Source organism: Vibrio lentus, assembly GCF_030409755.1.
Lineage (GTDB): Bacteria > Pseudomonadota > Gammaproteobacteria > Enterobacterales > Vibrionaceae > Vibrio > Vibrio lentus.
Genome location: NZ_JAUFQE010000003.1, coordinates 232,385 through 251,448 on the forward strand (window position 1 = coordinate 232,385; position 19,064 = coordinate 251,448).

Sequence of the window (19,064 nt, forward strand, 5' to 3'; positions counted from 1 at the left end):
GTTTACGCAAGCGCCAAGTTCTATTGCTGCGTTGTAAAGGCGTTATTCAGGGAGAAACATTGGTTACGTTAAGGATGAGTAATGAAGAAAGTTATGTGCCAACAAGTAGCGTCACTATCAGAGGATATGCTTGATAAAGTTGTGGGCGGGAAGGGATACGACGGTTGTACCTCTAACCTAAAAAGTTGCATAAAGCAGCGACGAAAAAAGGAAATTCATCAAAGGGTCGTGATTGGAGCGGGGGCTGGAATAGCCGCTCTTCCTAAGTCTTGATTTTTTAATGATGGACGATGGTTTGTGAGGTAGGCCGCTTACTTACTTCACTTTTTCCTCATGAAGATGTTTCCTATTCACGGATCACATTATGAAAACGTATTTGTTATCACTGTTTGTAGCTCAATTCCCGTTGCCCATGGCTGACAAGCCTTCTCTTGTCTCTATGTCAGATAATGCCATCGTACCTATTACTCGGCAGGCGTTGGTAGGTTGGTGGCAGTGTTGGTTTACTTTCCCGTTGATTGGTGACCGCATTCTAAACGAACATTTGAGGTTGGATAAAGATGGCAGTTTTTCATCGCAAGGGACGTTTGAATACTTTTTGAGTAATCATGACAAGCCAGCTATCTTCTCTTTTTCAGCTCAAGGAAACTGGGACTTTTATCAGCATCAACTTCGCCTTGAGTATGCCCCTTTTGATATCGAACCAATGGGTGAGTTGAGCGAACAATATCTAAACGACATCAAAAAAATCTACCTATCTCCATCCTATAAAGGGACGCGTCGCACTGTGTTTGATGTAGAGTTGTTACGCAAAAATTCCATGACAATTGGTAATGAATATGACAGCTGGCAGTGCGTTAGATAACAATCTCCAACTTGTTTTTGAGGTTATCAATAGTTCTGAGTCCACGCTGTTTGATAAGAAAAAAGCATGTGGCTTCGTAGAGAAGTTACTGGCGCTTCAAGGGCAGATAAATCACGAATCTGTGTCTATTTTCATTCGGTTATTGGACGAATTGCTTTTAGCTGACAAGGAACAATATCTTGCTCGAGATGTGTTACAGCGTATTAGTTGGCTCGAACCAAAGGACCTTGTGATGTTAGATAAGGTATTTTTTGTTTGGATTGGTTGTTTGAGTGAGCGCCAGCTTGAATATTTTGATGTGTGGGAAGAAGTTTGCCAAGACGATACATTCATCTATTACGATAGCCGCTGTTTACTTGCTAGTGAGATTAAGGACGTTCTCTGTCGAATACACAACTGCAGTCATGAAGATGTGGCCTTTATAAAGCACCAAAGTGACTGGTTTGAGGCGTTTGTAGAAAGTAAGGAGAGACACCTCGATGAATGGTTAATTGATCATACTAGAGTCTATGATGCCGACATCGCAACTGAGCTTGAACATAGGCTCTACCGTGTTAGGCATCGTTACTACCGGCTAACGAAACTAGTTACCTTGATAGATATTGCGTCTATTGACTCATTATTTGTATTTAGCGGCTTTGATTTAGAACCTTACTACCTGTACGAAGTACTTCTGAGAAATAATTTAGCTGCAGCAAGTGATATCGTTCGGTTGTTGGTTCTTTATCATCAAGGGGGGATGTACGTTGATTTCGACACACTTCCAAGTTTTGAGCACTGTTTTCCTAAAACAAATCGGCGCTTTCCTGAATGGGTGAGTAATAACATGGTCGATGTACTTAAAGCCGAGCTCGTCATGAATGTGTTTCGAACTCAGCAATTGACTCGTTTTGCACGGTGCCAAGGTGATCATCAGCTAGTAGAGAATCTCGTAGCGACGTTTTTTGATGATGATAAAGAGCAAATCAAAAGTTTGCATGAAGATGTTGCTGCGATAACTGAAGATAAACTTTTTCACCCTTTTATCTTGCCTCCCGTTCACAAAGAGGGTTTGGCATTAACGAAAGCCAAAAATAGTGTGGGCGAATTCAACAACAATGTGCTGATAGCGCCTAAGGGATCCAAGTTAATAAGAATTGTCTTAACGATGATGAGCAGTCGTTACCGTTATATGGAAGATAACGGTATTATATTTGATGATATTTTCAACTCTCGCGACTGTGACGTTAACAATAGAGTGATGGAGAGCGAGGAGTATTGGCTTCGTTTTTCGGACTATCGGTATGACCATTTACGGTCAAGTGATAATGTAACGCTCTTCTTGTCTGGGCCTTCATTGGTATTAGAGGTACTTATATCGCTTGCTTATGAAGTTTTTGACATTGAAGGCTGCAGTCCGAACGCCGTCGCGTTCGCAATGAGCCACCCAGACTTGAAGATGGCATTTGAGCATCAAACTCAATTTACAGTAGAGCATATGCGCTCAACTTGGCTTCGAAACCAAAACCTATTTTCTGATTAGTTCGATTTTAGTCATTGTCTAACATTTAAGCTGACTTTTTAGTACGGTTCGCTCATTAAAGCTTACCTTGGATCGCGTATGTTGGGTCAAGTAACCATTCTAGGAGCGTGCGCGTTTCTAAAATAATATCAGCTTCAGCTAACATGTCTGTTTTCAATGGAAATTCTTCACCATAGGCGTTCTAAATTGCTCTGGTAAAGAGGCTGTTACTCGATACATGGCTTGTTCTGTCTGAATGAGGAGGGCTTTGTCACTTGGCAAGATCAAAGCTTTGTCAATGCTCGTGATAGCACCGGTCATTAAACCGAATTTCTGATACGGAAAAGCATCAAAGCGGATATTGACGGTATCACCTTGTTGAACAAAACCAGCAGAGCGTGTGGGTAGGAGTAATTCTAACTCAACTAACTCAAGGGGCGAGTTGGTGGGGATGATACTTAAAATCGGTGTACTTGGGGATACTTGGCTCCCTACTTTAGCCTGAATCGCTGTAACAGTGCCTTGCTTGGACGCTTCTGTGTAAATTCATATTCGCCGTTTAGTTCTACTTTTTGGGCCTGTAATAAAGAGATATATTATTGTATCTCAAGTAGTTTTAAGTTGTGTTGTTCAGGCAGTAACTGTTGTTGGGTTTGTCTTTGTGCTATCTCGACTTGAAGCGAACTCACCTCTTTATCTATTGTTTGATTCGCTTCTTGGTATTCTAATAATGCTTCTTGAGCTTCTATTAAGGCTGTTGCTGAAAGGTATCCATCTTGAGATAAGGTTTGTCGTTTTTCATAGAGTTGGGTTTGTAGGTCAAGGCGTATGGTGTTGGTTTGTTTAGCTTTGTTAATTGCGCTTAAACTTTGATTCAGACGCTCTAACTGGTGCTAAAAAGTGAGAGTTTGCTTGTTAAACAGGGCGTCAGAAATAGTTCGCTTTTTTCCCAACATTTTCAACTGTGTGTCTATTTATTGGATGAGAGCCGTGGTTCGCTCTTTTCCGCTGCTTAAGCCTTGGCTATTTTGAATCCGTGCCTCTGTGATTTCTAGTCCTTCCTCTACCCAGAGCTGATTGAGTACCCCTGAACGAGCAAAATATAAAGTGATGACGCCTTTTTGTGGAGCTAGGTCTCCCTTCACAGTCTCTTTACGTGCGAACTCAAATTGCGAGAGATAGAACAAGATGAGAACAAAGAGAGCGAAAAGTGCCGCACTGATACCATACAAGGACAGTGGCTGAATTAAAACGACGCGACCTGTTAGCGTTTGTTTTTTGCTTCAATAACTTGTCGACGAAATAAAATAATAATTCCTTTTTCTTTTTTATTCCTTGGATTGTTTAGGTCAAATGGCAAGTTTATGGATGGTTAGGAGGATCTCTCCATGCTAGAAGGAGTGGAGAAAAAACTCAGCTTATTAAACAGTAATTACGAGTGATTTTTGGGGGTTGAACTCTCTTGATGCAAAGGAAAACCACTCGAATAATCATGAACTAAGAAACTCAATGCCTCATCATTAATTAACCATAATTAAATACTTTCTCCCGAATAAGCACGTTAATTTTTTAACCTCCAATCAGGGATGTTTAGGTCGGAATGCAACAGATTTTAAACTGACAGGTCAGTTGTCCGTCCGCTCTCTCTTGGAATCGTGGATTTAATTGAGGGAGAGTTTAACAATGAAAGTATTAGCTACTGTTCATGAGATTGAGCAAGTTGTTGGAGGGAGTCCTAGTCGTGGAATTGGAAGCTGGATCCGTGATTCGCTTGATAGAGCACACGCACCAGTTGCAAGAGCTCGTTATAGTGAGTATCGCCAGCGAAGAGATCGCTCGGGAGCTCGTGCTGCACAGGCTCGTTCTCGTTCGCGCAACGATATGAACGACCGCCATGACAAAGGTGGCAGTAATCGTATTGGGGGCCGTTAGGTTTTCGGAGTAATTTACGATGCGGTTAATGATATCTGCTGTGGTGGTAGTCTATATAGGTTATTTTTTTCCAAGTTATATTCTGCTTGATTACTACCTGATCATTACCCGAGAGTGGATACTTAATCCGAGTTTGGATCGAGTGCTCTACTCAGCTATCGCCTACTACTTGTTACCCGTTAGCGCTTTTTTCGCGCTGTTTGTTAGTGCTCGACGAGATAAGCATTGGAAGCAGTACTCAACCTCCTGGCCTAGAAACACATGTACATGGGGTGAAGGCGTATTGGTATTGCTTGGTTTGATCTCATTGAATTCTGTATCAAATTATATTCAATATATTGTTTTTGATTGGTTTTCTCCAGGCTCTTGGCAGGCCCAAGCCTACAATTTCACTCCTTTGTTTTCAGCCTATGATGGTGTGATTGATTGGTCGAGTGTGTTACGCAGCGCTATGGACGGTGTGTTTATTTCTCCCGTGATAGAAGAGCTTATTTTTCGTTATTTGTTGTTTGTTATTTTCAGATCCGTTTTGGGGGTTACCGGCGCCGCATTACTCTCAAGCTTAATATTCGCTTCAATACACCAGTGGGAACTGTACGCCTTTATGTCAGGGGTATTTTTATGTTGGGCCTTTGAGCGATATCGCCGCCTAGAAGTGGTTATTGCCATTCATGCTGGTCATAACCTATTTATTTTACTTTATGACCTTGTTTATTACTCGATCACACAGCTTCACTTTAATCCTTGGGAGGTGGTTGATATTAATATTGTTGCACTACAATCGGGTTATCTGGTGCTGTTTTTGCTCTTTATTGATTATCAGCGAAGAGAGTTCAGGAAGGAGTAATGCTAGCAAGAGGACTGTTTCTTTCACTTATTTACTTAAATATCGCCATACTGTTTTTAAGCGTACTTTGGTTGTTAGTCCCATCTTTCAAACAGTATTCGTTAAGCGATTACTACGCCTACATTGCCATTGTAATCTTAGTTCTGAGCGCTCTAGTCTCTCAAGGTGGCCGAAATAGTACTGAAGTGACTGACAATAAAAATAATTACCGTGCTGTTGTGTTCTTGTTAACGTTGGGCTTGATATTAATGATTAAAAGCTTCGTGTTAACTTTGATTTAGGGGAACGAACATAATCCATCATTGTCACCATCAAAATAGTGGTTTCGTACAAGTTTTGGTTGCTTAAGGTTGGTTTGTAAGAAGAAAAGTTTATGATAAAAAACAAAAGTATTCTCGTATGTGGTTGTGTGTTAATCGTGTTTGCTGTCATGATCAGCCAGCGCAATCTTAGCCCTGAGTTAATATTTCCTAAATGTGAGATTAACAAGCCAGTTCAATCAAAGGTCACTTTTTATATTGATGAGTCCGTTGTGTATAAAAATGAAATTGTCGGAAAACTGCATGAAGCCGTGGCAATGTCTAACACAATATTGGCTAACTCTTGTGTACCTATTATTCGCTCTTTTAAAGAGAGCCGATTTATATCTATGCCAAAGAGTGTTTCATCTGTTTCCTCTCTACATTCTGCCTTACAAGAAGAAGTAGGTGCTTCCGAAATTGACCATCTTAGAAGTAACCCAATAGAGCAGTATGTGGTCGTTCTTGGTGAGAATCACCCTGTCGTCCTTGAACAAGAGATTCACGGCATGACAATGATGAATATGAATGATAGCTTTATTGTCTTATCTGAAAGATTTCCTGTTACCGTTTTAGAACACGAATTTGGGCACTTAGCTTGGGCTATGCATGAGCAGCCAGATACTGAAAGTGGTAAGTTTTGGATTAATGAGCAAGTTTTCCCTGGTAATAGAAACAAGGTAAAGCCTTACGCGGGTGCTTATCGTTGCTCGAATTACGGCACTGTCATGAGCTATGCTACACAAGTAGTTCCTGCGTACTCTAGCCCCCTGATTAGTAATAACGGAGAGTTATGTGGTCACGAAGTTAAGGGCGATAATGCTAGGGTTATGCAGGAATACGCTGAAAGTTTAAGATAACTCCTTCTAAAGTTTTCTCTTCACTTGAAGCACCCTACGGGCTACCTGCTTTATTTCGCGAACCTCCGCTCGTTCCTCACTCTTCGGTGGTTCAACCAAGCCATATTATCTTCAATCACAAACAACGTGCTTTAGCTTGTGCCCTAGTTGTCCTTTGGTTGGGTTTTAACGCTTCGTTGGCGTCAGTTCTGATTCAATAAGGTTAAAAACTGATGAAATTATGATTAAATAATAAGTGTTTTTTCAGTTAATCCTCTAATTTTGTTGGGCATCTAAAACTAATAGGATTGAGAAAATATGCGCAAAATCATTGATACTCAAGCGGCCCCAAAAGCGATTGGCCCATACTCCCAAGGGATCATCACCAGTGGGTTAATTTTCACTTCTGGTCAATTACCACTGAGTCCCCAGACTGGGTTTTTGGTTAAAAATAGTCTTGAGAAGCAAACGGTGCAGTGTCTAGAGAATATGAGAGCGATTTTGCTCCAGGCAGACGCTGACATGTCAGACGTAGTGAAAACAACTGTTTATATTACCGATATGATGAGCTTTTCAGTTGTAAATGAAATTTATAATGATTTTTTCATTAAGCACGGCGCCAATTATTTTCCTGCGAGAACCTGTATTGAAGTATCGAAACTTCCTCTCAACGCCATGATTGAGATAGAAGCCGTTGCTGTTGCACCTTAGTCATTAACCATTTTTAATTTTTTAGCTCCAGCTTAGGCGCTGGGGTTATCTATTTAGGATTACCCTAGTGCGAACTTTGTCTCCGTATGTTTAATATAATTTATATAACACTCAATATACGCTCTCTTATTTATAAGATTTTTTTTCGTGAAATCCCGCGAAATGAGTAGAGTTACATTTTTCGAGAGTTAGGGTGTCAAATGACTTAGGAAGAGGTCGAGAAATTGTTTTTTAAAACGGTTATAACCGTCATGGGTTGGGAGGGAGATAAACCAGTAGCGTCCGAGTGCAAAAGGATTATATGAATGGCTAAAGGTCGGGAATCCATCATCTACTTGAGAACGCAAGAGCGATAGCTAATATAAAAATGGGACTAAAAAAGAATGGTTCTTTTAGAGTGACCTCTAAGAGAGTAGTTCTGTTGTTGATACTTTTGCGCTAGGGCGTTCTCGCTCCGCTTGGTTCATTCCGTCGATTCTCTCCTCTCTCGATAACTTGAGTCACTTTATCGATCCAGCTCGAGATGCTTTACTTTCCTGAGAACAATTACTCAACGCGCTTCTCTCTACGTTTGATGCGCCTCGTCGTCTCTCCTTGTTGCACTCCCTGTCTTTGAATAAGTTCGAGTAAGGGCTTGTTTTCTTATGCGCTAATTTCCTTTCACTCGATTCATTTACGGGCACGCAGGGTGTTAACCGTTTCTCACCACAACCTGTTTTTCAAGTGAGGCTTCGCCGCTGCGCGCCCTTGCAAAGCAGAACGATGTTGAGAGAGCGGACATCCAAGCGGCTCCGAAAAGTGATACTCAAAAAAGGAAAATTTCATGGCGCAACAAAACTCAACCCCAACTCTCTCTAATTCAAATTCAGCAACCAGCGTTTCGCCGCTGGGACACGAAAGCTCATTAAAAAATGATGCCTCTAGTCCTTTGGCAGTATTAAAGTTGCGCTATCTAGTCAAAAAGTGTCGTGATGAGGAAAAAATAAAGTCTGATTTGGTCTCAAAAATTCATCGTTTAAAAATGTTCAGCCGTCGTCAGTCTCCAGAGCAACAGGCCGATATAAATGCGCTCAAAGAGCAAGGGTTGGTTGACTATCTCAAGCAGAATTTTCCGCAATTGGTGTTTCGTCGTTTTGCTTTGCACGAGGTGCGTAACTTCTTTGTTGAATTGAACAGGGCGAATGGTTTCTCCATGAGCGAGTGGATCACATAATCCTTTACACCACCTACGGGTCAGTGTTTCCAGCCTTACGATTCGTGAAAATGTTTAAGTGTTCGGGGTTTTGTTTCGATATACGTTTTGGTGCTTAGGAGATCATATTAAAATACGTTCTACGGTTTCCGCTGACATATCCAGGCACGTGATTTCGGTGAATTTAACCGAGGTAAGGGGGTAAGTATTTGTGTGTGATAACACTACCATCATTAAACAGATCAGAGGCGAGGTCTACGAGAAGAAAGCTGAAAGGATGATAGAAAAAACGTCCGAGCATCGCACGTCGGCTAAGGCTTTTCTCTCTTGCCTGTATGACAATTAAGGTGTTTGTATCAAACAGTCATCAGTCAAGGTCATCAAGATGTCTGAATTTTGTTTCGATATTCCGGTCGTTCTCGGCATTCAAGCGGGTCGTGTTTTGATACGAGCTACGTCTTTTTCGGTCCAGCCATATGATCGAGTGTGCACGTTGATGTCCTTTGCGACAAGCAGTGTTTCCTGAGCGTGAGTTGCTCTACTTTAGATAAATTGCAAGTTCCAATATAGACATACAAACACTTAGAAAATAATAATTAAGTAATTCTAATAGAGCAGGTTGAAATCAAGTTTGATCCCGCTCTGGTAAAATTAATGGGGGCAGATCCTAGCTAGACATTGACCTTCGGAGCTTGTCACTTTGGGCAAAAAGTAAAAATAGAGTAAAGCAAATGATGGCAAGTCCTGAAGATATTCCCAGCATAAATAAGCTTTCTTCATATATCAGAGGTAAGGCTATTGATAAAAAAGCGAGCATGACAACAAATAATTCACACCCTGCCCCGAAAATAGGACGCTGATGACGAAATACAGCCCATTGATAAACCATTGTTGATAACCTCCTTACAGCCGAGCTTAGTTACTATCTTGAGTTAAAATACGTTAAGGTCAATTTTGTTTCCGCTTTAGACTCGGGAATCGAATTAGGTAACTTTTAATCTACCTCCCTATTATTTTTTAATATAACAATATCCTCTTACATGAAAAGCGATTGGAATATTATTTATGTGTAATTAAGTTATTGATAGGCATCTCATCGGAAGTTTGGCGCTTATCAATTAAATTAATACCAACCCACAACCTAAGTTGACTATCAATAGCTTAATACAGTCAACCAAATTAATCTTATAAATTAAGTTAAATTAATCCCATTCTCCCTGTTATTACCCGATTGTTATAAACCCTAATAAATTAGTATATAATAAACATGATTAAACTATATTTATCTATATTATTTCTTCTTTCCTCATTATTGACAGGTTGTAATTCAGAATCATCGGAAGAAGTTGTAAAAACAAAGTTAACCTTAGAAAGGATCGATATTAGCGTATCCTCAACAATAACTTATGGAACAAGTCGGTTAATCTTGGCCAAAGGTAACAAACAAGCATTCATCGCCACAGGTTATTATTCAGATGGCTCCTCAAAGGTACTCGCAGATTTAAGCTTAAGCGCTTGGCGTACAAGTAACGAGGAGATTGGTTTTTTTTCTAAACCGGGCGTATTTTCAACGGGGAATACAACTGGGGAGGTCGCTGTTTATCTAACTAAAGATGGCGTCACCAGTAACACAGTGAGCGTGGAGGTCAGCGCTGCGGTCATCACCGCGATTTCGGTCACATCGCCTTCGGTTTCTGTGGCAAAAGGTCAACTGACACCACTAATGGCAACCGCAACCTACAGTGATACCACTTCCTCCGATGTGAGTGATTCCGTCACTTGGACGTCGGATGATCTGAGTACCGCGACAGTAACGCCGACAGGCTTCCTGTCTGGCGTCAACGTCGGCCAAACAACGATAACCGCCACTAAAGATGGCGTCACCAGTAACACAGTGAGCGTGGAGGTCAGCGCTGCGGTCATCACCGCGATTTCGGTCACATCGCCTTCGGTTTCTGTGGCAAAAGGTCAACTGACACCACTAATGGCAACCGCAACCTACAGTGATACCACTTCCTCCGATGTGAGTGATTCCGTCACTTGGACGTCGGATGATCTGAGTACCGCGACAGTAACGCCGACAGGCTTCCTGTCTGGCGTCAACGTCGGCCAAACAACGATAACCGCCACTAAAGATGGCGTCACCAGTAACACAGTGAGCGTGGAGGTATATAGATGTACGTCCGTCGGTGCTTCATGTATTGATCTATTCGATACTGGGAATGGGAAGTTGTTTACCAATTCACCCTCAAAATTATTTTTATTCTCCATTGGAGGAAGTGCAAATAATGGTTTTACGCAAGAAATTGGAACTTCTGGGCCTGCTGGAGATTTCTTTTGGTTCTCTTGGGATAATGCAAATAGATTATGTAGTACATATAGTAATGAGGATTTAGCAGGACGCACCAACTGGCGTTTGGCAACAAAAAATGAGTTAAAATTGCTCTTCAATACATACGGCAATATGTTCAACGCGCGCGGCTGGCCAGTCAGGTTAAATTACTGGTCAAGTGAGAGTAGAGGTCCTGGCTTTTTTAATATAGACCTCAGGAATGGCGGCGAAGGGTTGAGTCTGGGAGAAGAAGAGTTGTACGCGTCCTGCGTCTCAGTTCCCTAACGTTTAACGTATGAGTTTTTGATATTCCAACTTATAACCACCTACTTTGCAGGTGGTTATCTTTTTCATAGATGTGCGGTCAGCTGTATCTAAAAGGATATCGCTGCAATCTTGAACGCCTGCGCAACTGCGCCTCGTCGTTACCTTTTACTGATTTCAATTAAGTTCGAGTAAGGGCTTGCTGTTTTATGTGTTGATTTCCCTTTTGATTCGCATCATTTGATGGTGCTCGCAGGCTGTTAACCTTCCTCAAACAGAAAGGAAACTCCTTATAGCACAACAACATACAACTCCAACTCTCTCTAAATCGAATTTCAGCGACCAGTGTTTCGCCGCTGGCCATGAAAGCTCACCAAAAAATGATATCTATTTGGGCGCTCGTCGTTGAATAAGGCAAGCTCCGTGACGTTTTTAGTTGAGCGTCTCACTAACCCGCTCGTGAATATAACCGTAATCTAAAGTCCAGCGATGGAGATCTTCAATCGACATAGGTTTGGCGTAGTAGTAACCTTGATGTTGAAAGACGCCTCTTAATAAAAGCCCTTTAGCTTCGAGTTTATTTTCAACTCCTTCCGCTACTAGATTGAGTTCTAATTGTTTAGCCATCTCAATATACCCATCGAGAACAGCGGACTTTCCTTCATCAATGGAGCGTGTAAACATTTTGTCTATTTTGATAGTGTCAATATCGAAATAATGCAAATAGGAGTTTCCGCCATAACCGGTACCTGCATCATCAAGGCTTATTTTAAGCCCTAATGTTTTGAGTAAGGCAATACGCTTACTGGCAAACGCTAAATTTTCAATCGGTTGGCGTTCTGTTAATTCAAGCGTAAGTTTTGAGTAGTCGTGCTGAAACCGCTTTAAATAGTGGTAAAAATCGTCATTTTGGAGGTGCAGAGGAGTGATGTTGACACTGCAATAAAACTCGGAGTTTTGACTCATCAAAGACGATAAGTCTTGGTAAATGGTTGTAATGAGATTCTCTGTTGTTGGAATGATCTCCCCACTTTGCTCTAGATAATGGATGAACTTGCTTGGTTCTATGACACGGCCATCAGAGGGAAGCCATCGGAGTAAAGCTTCGACACCGAGCATTTTACCTGTTTGTGCGTCGACGATGGGTTGATAATAGGGGAAAAACTGGGCGTCTCGAACCGCTTTTTGAAGAGCAATTTCTTTTTTTGCGTGCCAATAGGAAACACATAACCAAAGAATGGTGAGTGAAATCATAAAGAGTAAAGTGGTAACCGGCCACAAGTTTTGCTTAAACTTCGAGAGCACTCGTGAGGTAGAGACGGAGGATTCAAAGGTAAGAGGCAGATAGTTTGAAGCAACTGAGTTCGAGTACAGGCGATCGGCCTTGGGTAAACTGCCTATTTCAAGGATAGTGTAATTTTCTTTTGGTAAAGATAAACGAATAGAACGTTGATGGTCTAAATCATTTTCAAGGAAAAGGTATTCCGTGCGTAATGGAAAGAGGAAACCATATTGTCCATTCGAACCGTATAGATAGGGGGGATGTTTTGGGGTTGTAGGGAGAGAATAAATCGCTAAACGCCACATTTCTCCTTTTAATTGTGTATTGAGTAAGTTCTTAAAATTACGTTGTTCAAATTGCTCAACGCCGAAAGGAGAGCAATAGGTATAGGGCTTCTGCTTATCAAGATTAACGATGGGTATCGACATAAGTAGATGCGACACATAAAGCTTCTCTAACTGTTCGATAGTGTCAGTGGAGCATTCACCGCTAGCGACGCTGGCTTCAGAAAGAGTGGGTTTTTCAAGCCCATATTTAATCGCAACAGAAACGATTTGATCGAGGTAGTCGACGTCATGCTTAATTTCATTATGAACTTGATAAAGACTGGTGGCTAATGAAGCCAATAAGCTAAACAACAGGGCCAATAACATAACACCAGTCTTATAGACCCATTGAGGGTGGGGACTGAATAAGCGGTTTAACCAAGGGTGTCTGGATCGCATGCTTAACTCTTTATAATTATAAATCCAACGGATTGTGTTGAGTTGTCAAATGTTATTATGCGGTTTAATTAATGTTTCTTTCTATAAGAAATCCTTGATCTTAAAAGGCAAATTATAAAAGTGGAAAGCTGATCACTTTTTGTTAGGAGGTTTTAATTTTTAGGCTCTAAATCAAGCCTTAAAGAAAACACTGACCGTAATCTTGGGTCGCATTAAACATATGGCTTAAATGTAAGGCTTTCTTTGTTAAAGGATCATATTTATGGCAAGCAAAACAGCCCCTATCTTCTTTAGGGTGCACTAAAGCAAACCATTGAGGGTTTTGGACATAGGTCTCCATTGTACTGTTTGATAATAACTTCGAACCCCTATTTCATTTTTCCAAGTGGGAGGCACCTCTCCTTTATTGAAATCACTCTCGTTTGAGACTGTCCAAGATGTACCCACAAGTAAATAGTTAGACCAAACAGATTTACGTGATTGGTAATAACCTGACATTGCTTCGTTAAGCGCTTTTATATCTTTAGCCACTTCAGCTTTCGTTAAAACACCAGCCCCATAGGGCGTTTCTCTACACACTTGAGTTGGTTTACCAGGGAAATAAGTATTAACTTTCTGAAAGGACATTGGGTTGAAAAATGTCCATTTACCTGCTTTTTCAAAATTTGATAGGTTAGGAACATCAGAACAGTCAGGAGCGTTTTCTTTATGTTCAAATGTGGTCCAAATAAATTCAGGGTGATTCATGGTTTTTCTCACTATATGAATCCCAACTAAGCCCATTAGAACATTACTCCTTACTACCCCGTTGATCTCAACATCTCTATGAATGGTGAAAAAATTTTCAGGGTTGTCATTATTAGACATTAATTTCCAAGAAGTTTTTATTTCAGTGGAACCTGAAGATATTTCAAACGGTGTTTTCCCACTGTCAATATCAGCGACACATTGACTATTGTTCAAGCCGTGTTTGACGATATCTTCGTAGAATTTTTTATTGACACTCTGTTGATAAAATACAGGATTGTTCTTCTTATCGTTTAATGGAAAATTATAGCCTGCTTGAAGGATCTCACTTTGCACTAACCCTTGATCACCTTTATTGTCCCAACTATCAGGTATCTCTTTAAATATTCTGTCTTTCGGCATCATATTCAAGAATAATTCTGGTGTATTTTCACTGGTATAATAAGCAAAAGATTGCCATGCAAACTGCATAAAACTGCAATTAATACCGGATTTCTTGGTTCCTAGAGGTTCTTTTGGTAAGAAGGGAGAATCAATCCATGAGGGATTCCCAGGACAATCTAAAACGTTTATTTTTAAATTAATATTAATAATTTTTAAAAATGATTTTATGATTTATATCATCCCTAGATTTGGCGAATCTCCTTATTTATCTTGCTTATTGCACGAGATATAAAACCAACCACCTAAGGTAGTAGGAACTCTGTTCAGATGGGTTCTGCTGTTATTTTTAAACCTCCATTGGTGAGGTTTTTATTATTTATTTATTAATTATTTTATTTGGCCGGGTGATTTTTTAGTCCGCCCCCCATAATAAATAGGCAATCCTCCTTAGGAGTCCCTTGCCTATTTATTATTTTCTTATGGGTTAAATTGAAAGAATTCACTCAATATGAACGTCAAAATAAAGCAATACTGCGCTAAACTGATGTTGTTTTGCGTTCCTTTTAACGCAATATCAAGCTCTCATTTTTACTACGATCTTAAAGACGTCCTTGAGACTGAGCGAGACTTTCGAACGCGTAGTGGTCTTCCTCATCTGTTTTCTCAAGCCAGCGATGGCGAGATTTTACCCTCACTTGGGAGGGAGGGTGTTTCTGATGAGTCCTTGTCTATGGCGGTTGCCGGCGAGTTAATTATCGCCGGCCAAGCTTTCAATAACGAAAAGCCTTCGAATTATATCGAAAGTGTGATGTCTAGAGCACAAAACTACGCCAATCAGCAATTGGAAAACAGCGTAACAGATTGGTTGTCTCCTTATGGCACGATTGAGTTCTCAACGGATTTACTCAACAATTTCGAAGACCCTTCTGCGTCATTGAACGTTCTAGTGCCACTGTCTGATTCAGAGTCACAATTATGGTTTACCCAGTTCGGTTACCAAGCAAACGGAGAGGGCAGCTTCTCTGGTCGAGATTTTTTAAATATTGGCCTAGGCGCCCGTTACTCCAAGGATGACTACCTTGTGGGTGTGAATACCTTCTTTGACTATGATGCCACTCGTTCACATCAGCGGGCCAGTGTAGGCGCAGAAATCTTTGCGGATTATTTAAAGCTGTCGGGGAATTATTATTTCCCACTGTCGGATTGGAAAGACTCGCCTGACTTTGATAACTACGAAGAAAGGGCCGCTCGTGGTTTTGACGTCGACGTAACCGGTTATCTACCTTCATACTCACATCTAGGCGCTTTACTTAATTATGAGCAGTACTTTGGTGATGAAGTGGATATCTTAGGGAGTAAAAATAGACAGTCAAACCCTTACGCAGGCTCCTTGAATCTAAATTATACGCCCATCCCTCTTCTGACGTTTTATACAGGAGTCACTAAGGCAAAGGGGAATAACGCATCGTTGAGTTCAGGCCTTGATTTGACGTATCGTTTTGGTGTGCCGTGGGAAAAGCAGGTCTCACCTGACTATGTAGACGTCACACGTCAACTTGATGGTCAGCGTTATGATTTGGTGAAGCGAAACAACAATATCGTTCTGGAGTATCGTGAGAAATCGGCGCTAACGGCCACGCTAAGCGACCAGAATGTATTAACCTTGAATGCGGGGGATGGTTTCCAACCCCTTGTATTGAATGTGGCGATTAATGGTGAGAAAGCTGTCATTCCGAGCGCGCGTGGTCAAAGGCAAAGTGCGAGTTTAAGAAGTGTGCTTGTTGCCAGTGACTATCAGGTGGAATGGACATTGCCTCCAGCTCTCTTAGCGCCTTCGTCACTCAAGGACTTACAGGCGTTTGAGATTTTGACGCCGCCATTTCCCGGGCTCTATGAGTTTCAAGTTGTTGTGACGCAAAAAAGCAGTGGAAAGTCGTTGACTCTCACCAGTACCTTGACAGTGGAGCCTGAGGTTGCACTGTATTTAACGCACTTTACGCCGATGACAATGGTTAATATGAGTCAAAATTCGTCAAGTTTTGATGTGACGAAAGTAACGGAAACCCCTGAGTTGCGTATTGCTCTTGAGCGTTATGTTGAGCAAGCTGGTGTAGCATTAACACCATTAATGCACACCGATGCGCTGGATGTGACGTGGGCTGCGCCAGAAGTCACGCTTATCACTAAGGATGGAAGCGGGTTGTCCTCGTTGCTGACGCTGACGGATGAGCCGTTAATAACCATGGTCTACCCTTTTGCTTTTGGTGATCTGGCTTTTCCTGTGGTCCTTAATAAAGAAAACATTGATTCAGATGGCGATGGCATTTCGGACAAAGATGAAACCGACAATGGCACCAATCCACTTGATCCGAATGACCCACACATTGTGGATAGCACCGGCCTTACCTTCACGAAACCTTTGAGTTTTGACGCCGCGGTTGCAGGAGGGCACAACCCAACTGACTTCGGTTTAGAGGTTGGATACAAAGTCGCAAAATATAATTGGGTAAATGCGAGGAACTCTTGTGCAGCAATTGGTGCGAGGTTGCCTACGATAAGTGAACTTAGATCCCTGTACACTAATAGAGGAGACAGCATTTTTCTTTTTTGGCCAAAAAATTATTCCTATTGGTCAAGTACGTCAGCCGGGTTCGGGGACTACTACCGCTTTGTCATGAAGACTGGCAACGCCTACATAGGCGATGGTGGTAACACCATTATTTACGTGAGCTGTGTTCGCTAGGAGGAGACAATCATTTCAAACCTCAATTACGGGTTTTAGGATTAAATTTAATGTAGTTGCTTCACAGTCTTATGGCGCGGTAGGTGCTTTTTAAGCGAGTGTGCTGTGGATGTGACAGTATATACCGTAGGAGCTATTAATTGTTGCTTCCAAACGTTTTAGCAACAGCAAGTAAGTTTCGGGGGTGTTGCTCTTAAAGTGCTGCCAAAAGCCTTTTTGGGACATGTGAATAGTCAGTCGGCCTTTGTCGGCGGTAATTAAGTCGTTAAAAAAACCAACCTACTTTTAAAGGTATTAATCGTTGATACTCTGATGTGTTGAGAGGAAGGATAAATGATGTAGCCTAAGTAATCCGCCCCTTTTCTAACATGTTTTGGCTGGGTTGAACAAAAGCTTAAGGTTAGCTGCCAAACGACATCTAAAACCTCATAAAACAATCAGAGAAGAGTAGAAGTAATAGAGGAAGTTGTTAAATTAGTTAATTGGGTGAAGTTGATAAAGATAGTTATTCAGTTCTTCACTTTCTTGAGACCGCTTAAATTTGAAGTAAGGTTGAGTTGTTAAGCACTTAGTGAACCTGTCTAGTTCATTAGTATGTATAAAGAGCGAAATTGGTGCAATTTGACGATTGTCTTTATCGAAGCAATTATCAAGATGTGCTTTGTTAAGATAAACAACGTCCATTTCTTGTGTAGGGGTCTCTTCAATAAGTTTTGTTTCTAATCCGCTCTTCTCAAATCGTTCTAACAAGGAATAAAGCTTATCAACCTCGTTTTTGCTCTCTATCGCTGAATATTGAGTTAAAACGCTTTCTAAGTGCCTTTCGATTGACCCAAACTTATTCTTCATCAAACAAACAGTTTTAAGTTTTTTCTTAATAATACTATATCGAGCTTGTTTGATTTTTGGCTTCAAGAAGTCAATGATGAGCTTGTTTCGTTGTTCTTCTTTAACAAAGTTACTAGAAACTTTTACTTTAAACTAAAGGTGAATAAGTGTGTTTTCGAAAGTCGACTTAAGAAGTTGATGGTATGATGTTCTGACATTGGTCACGTTGACTCTTTATTGGTGAGGGTATCTTATCATGAAAATAGCAAGGCTCTATGGCAGAAAGCAAAGTGACGTAACTTGCTAGTTGTTCGTTGTAATGATCCGCACCAGCAGTTTTGGACACTGAGTTAAGTGAGTACAATCACTAATGAGGTGAACCATGACAATTAAGAAGAAACGTATTATCCATTCTCCTGAATTTAAAGCAGAAACCCTGAAGCTGGCAGAGAAAGTGGGAGTCGCTGCAGCCGCAAGACAGCTCTCGTTACATGAATCTCAGATCTACGGTTGGCGAAAAGCCACAAAGAAGAATTCGAGTATTAGCCAACGAGAACAAGAATTGGCCGTTGAAGTCGCTAAGCTAAAGAGGCAGTTGGCAGAGCAAGCAGAAGAGCTAGAAATCGTAAAAAAGGCCGCCACCTACTTCGCGAAAAATCTAAAGTAAATTGCTATGAATTTATGCTCGAACACCTGCTGAGTTTCAGTATTTCCCGTATGGCTAAGGTGTTCAGAGTTTCTCGAAGTGGGTTTTATTATTGGGTTGAGAATCGCCACAAGGCGATTCAACGTGAGACAGAGCGCCAAAAGCTTGATACCAAAGTAAAAGAAGCTTTTGACGTTAGCAAAGAGCGAGATGGCTCAAGACGTATTCAGAAAGAGCTGGCAGAGAGCGGTGATAACCATAATGTTAAGACCATTGCCGCCAGTATGAAACGTCAGGATTTAGTAGCGAAAGCAGCACGCAAGTTTAAGTGTACAACAGACAGTAAGCATAAAATGCCCGTTGCTCCGAACTTGCTCGCTCAAGATTTTAACGCAACGGCTCCGAATCAAAAATGGGCAGGAGACATCACCTATGTTGCCACAAGCGAAGGCTGGCTGTACTTAGCTGTCATTATTGACCTTTATTCAAGGCAAGTTATTGGTTGGTCTATGGATACGAGAATGACGGCCTCACTGGTCTGTGATGCCTTATCAATGGCTTTATTCCGTCGAGGGTTTCCTGAGCAGGTTATAACTCATAGCGATCGAGGTAGTCAGTACTGTTCGAAAGACTATCGAGACCTCATAAGTACTTATAATTTAAAACAAAGTATGAGTAGAAAAGGGAACTGTTGGGACAACGCATGTGTTGAGAGCTTCTTCCACTCAATGAAAGTTGAAGCAATCCAATATGAGCCGATCATGACGAGAGAGCAGATGCGCCAAACGATCTTCGAGTACATAGAAGTTGATTATAATCGAACGAGAAGGCACAGTGCACTTGGGTATCTAAGCCCAATGAACTTTGAAAAGCAAAATGTCGCTTAGCTAAGTGTCCAGTCTGACTGGAGCAGATCATAATGCTTAA

At 41.2% G+C, this 19,064-nt stretch carries 14 protein-coding genes and 1 pseudogene; 11 read left to right on the top strand and 4 right to left on the bottom strand.

Going from position 1 to position 19,064, the window contains the following annotated elements:
- Positions 1 to 364 precede the first annotated feature (364 nt).
- Positions 365 to 865: a hypothetical protein gene (locus QWZ07_RS26290; protein WP_171388184.1), complete on the top strand. Its 501-nt coding sequence runs from the start codon at positions 365 to 367 to the stop codon at positions 863 to 865.
- The gene (locus tag QWZ07_RS26295) at positions 834 to 2,387 is read left to right on the top strand and encodes a TcdA/TcdB catalytic glycosyltransferase domain-containing protein (protein WP_225998598.1); all 1,554 of its coding nucleotides are present in this window, start codon (positions 834 to 836) and stop codon (positions 2,385 to 2,387) included. The genes QWZ07_RS26290 and QWZ07_RS26295 overlap by 32 nt, the downstream gene beginning before the upstream one ends.
- Before the next feature lie 153 nt (positions 2,388 to 2,540).
- Here the strand turns inward: QWZ07_RS26295 and QWZ07_RS26300 are convergent, their stop codons facing one another.
- The gene (locus tag QWZ07_RS26300) at positions 2,541 to 2,912 is read right to left on the bottom strand and encodes a beta-barrel domain-containing protein (RefSeq protein WP_318842401.1); all 372 of its coding nucleotides are present in this window, start codon (positions 2,910 to 2,912) and stop codon (positions 2,541 to 2,543) included.
- Positions 2,913 to 4,049: 1,137 nt separating this feature from the next.
- Between QWZ07_RS26300 and QWZ07_RS26305 the strand changes: the two genes are divergently transcribed.
- The 7 genes from QWZ07_RS26305 (at position 4,050) to QWZ07_RS26340 (ending at position 10,803) form a co-directional block, all read left to right on the top strand.
- Positions 4,050 to 4,298, top strand: coding sequence for a hypothetical protein (locus tag QWZ07_RS26305; RefSeq protein WP_192854459.1), 249 nt, complete (start codon positions 4,050 to 4,052; stop codon positions 4,296 to 4,298).
- A gap of 19 nt (positions 4,299 to 4,317) precedes the next feature.
- Entirely contained in the window at positions 4,318 to 5,145 is an 828-nt protein-coding gene (locus QWZ07_RS26310; protein WP_192854460.1) for a CPBP family intramembrane glutamic endopeptidase, read from the top strand.
- Positions 5,145 to 5,426, top strand: coding sequence for a hypothetical protein (locus QWZ07_RS26315; RefSeq protein ID WP_261891674.1), 282 nt, complete (start codon positions 5,145 to 5,147; stop codon positions 5,424 to 5,426). Before QWZ07_RS26310 ends, QWZ07_RS26315 begins: the two co-directional genes overlap by 1 nt.
- Positions 5,427 to 5,518: 92 nt before the next feature.
- Positions 5,519 to 6,304 carry a hypothetical protein gene (locus QWZ07_RS26320; RefSeq protein WP_192854462.1) on the top strand — a complete coding sequence of 262 codons (786 nt, stop codon included), beginning with the start codon at positions 5,519 to 5,521 and terminating at the stop codon, positions 6,302 to 6,304.
- Between the two features lie 297 nt (positions 6,305 to 6,601).
- Entirely contained in the window at positions 6,602 to 6,994 is a 393-nt protein-coding gene (locus QWZ07_RS26325) for a Rid family detoxifying hydrolase (protein ID WP_171750940.1), read from the top strand.
- Positions 6,995 to 7,817: 823 nt separating this feature from the next.
- The gene (locus QWZ07_RS26335; protein ID WP_225998599.1) at positions 7,818 to 8,207 is read left to right on the top strand and encodes a hypothetical protein; all 390 of its coding nucleotides are present in this window, start codon (positions 7,818 to 7,820) and stop codon (positions 8,205 to 8,207) included.
- Positions 8,208 to 9,453: 1,246 nt separating this feature from the next.
- Complete coding sequence (locus QWZ07_RS26340; protein WP_261891670.1) at positions 9,454 to 10,803, top strand: Ig-like domain-containing protein; 1,350 nt, start codon at positions 9,454 to 9,456, stop codon at positions 10,801 to 10,803.
- Positions 10,804 to 11,214: 411 nt separating this feature from the next.
- On the opposite strand, the gene QWZ07_RS26345 is transcribed toward QWZ07_RS26340, so the two are convergent.
- Together QWZ07_RS26345 and QWZ07_RS26350 are read right to left on the bottom strand one after the other, a co-directional pair.
- Positions 11,215 to 12,789 carry an EAL domain-containing protein gene (locus QWZ07_RS26345; protein ID WP_290256827.1) on the bottom strand — a complete coding sequence of 525 codons (1,575 nt, stop codon included), beginning with the start codon at positions 12,787 to 12,789 and terminating at the stop codon, positions 11,215 to 11,217.
- 300 nt (positions 12,790 to 13,089) lie between these two features.
- Positions 13,090 to 14,007 carry a hypothetical protein gene (locus QWZ07_RS26350; protein ID WP_225998625.1) on the bottom strand — a complete coding sequence of 306 codons (918 nt, stop codon included), beginning with the start codon at positions 14,005 to 14,007 and terminating at the stop codon, positions 13,090 to 13,092.
- Positions 14,008 to 14,428: 421 nt separating this feature from the next.
- Between QWZ07_RS26350 and QWZ07_RS26355 the strand changes: the two genes are divergently transcribed.
- A complete protein-coding gene (locus QWZ07_RS26355; protein WP_192854699.1) occupies positions 14,429 to 16,663 on the top strand; it encodes an inverse autotransporter beta domain-containing protein in 2,235 nt (744 codons plus the stop codon).
- 474 nt (positions 16,664 to 17,137) lie between these two features.
- On the opposite strand, the pseudogene QWZ07_RS26360 reads toward QWZ07_RS26355, so the two are convergent.
- A pseudogene (locus tag QWZ07_RS26360) lies at positions 17,138 to 17,716 on the bottom strand (DUF2913 family protein).
- 157 nt (positions 17,717 to 17,873) lie between these two features.
- Between QWZ07_RS26360 and QWZ07_RS26365 the strand changes: the two are divergent.
- A protein-coding gene (locus tag QWZ07_RS26365) for an IS3 family transposase (protein ID WP_192854759.1) occupies positions 17,874 to 19,024 on the top strand; the annotation gives its coding sequence in 2 pieces (ribosomal slippage) (positions 17,874 to 18,117 and positions 18,117 to 19,024; 1,152 coding nt in all).
- The last annotated feature ends 40 nt before the right edge of the window (positions 19,025 to 19,064 follow it).

Coding starts and splice junctions, on each gene's coding strand:
- QWZ07_RS26290 (WP_171388184.1), top strand. CDS start 365: ATGAAAACGTATTTGTTATCACTGTTTGTAGCTCAATTCCCGTTGCCC.
- QWZ07_RS26295 (WP_225998598.1), top strand. CDS start 834: ATGAATATGACAGCTGGCAGTGCGTTAGATAACAATCTCCAACTTGTT.
- QWZ07_RS26305 (WP_192854459.1), top strand. CDS start 4,050: ATGAAAGTATTAGCTACTGTTCATGAGATTGAGCAAGTTGTTGGAGGG.
- QWZ07_RS26310 (WP_192854460.1), top strand. CDS start 4,318: ATGCGGTTAATGATATCTGCTGTGGTGGTAGTCTATATAGGTTATTTT.
- QWZ07_RS26315 (WP_261891674.1), top strand. CDS start 5,145: ATGCTAGCAAGAGGACTGTTTCTTTCACTTATTTACTTAAATATCGCC.
- QWZ07_RS26320 (WP_192854462.1), top strand. CDS start 5,519: ATGATAAAAAACAAAAGTATTCTCGTATGTGGTTGTGTGTTAATCGTG.
- QWZ07_RS26325 (WP_171750940.1), top strand. CDS start 6,602: ATGCGCAAAATCATTGATACTCAAGCGGCCCCAAAAGCGATTGGCCCA.
- QWZ07_RS26335 (WP_225998599.1), top strand. CDS start 7,818: ATGGCGCAACAAAACTCAACCCCAACTCTCTCTAATTCAAATTCAGCA.
- QWZ07_RS26340 (WP_261891670.1), top strand. CDS start 9,454: ATGATTAAACTATATTTATCTATATTATTTCTTCTTTCCTCATTATTG.
- QWZ07_RS26345 (WP_290256827.1), bottom strand. CDS start 12,789: ATGCGATCCAGACACCCTTGGTTAAACCGCTTATTCAGTCCCCACCCT.
- QWZ07_RS26350 (WP_225998625.1), bottom strand. CDS start 14,007: ATGCAGTTTGCATGGCAATCTTTTGCTTATTATACCAGTGAAAATACA.
- QWZ07_RS26355 (WP_192854699.1), top strand. CDS start 14,429: ATGAACGTCAAAATAAAGCAATACTGCGCTAAACTGATGTTGTTTTGC.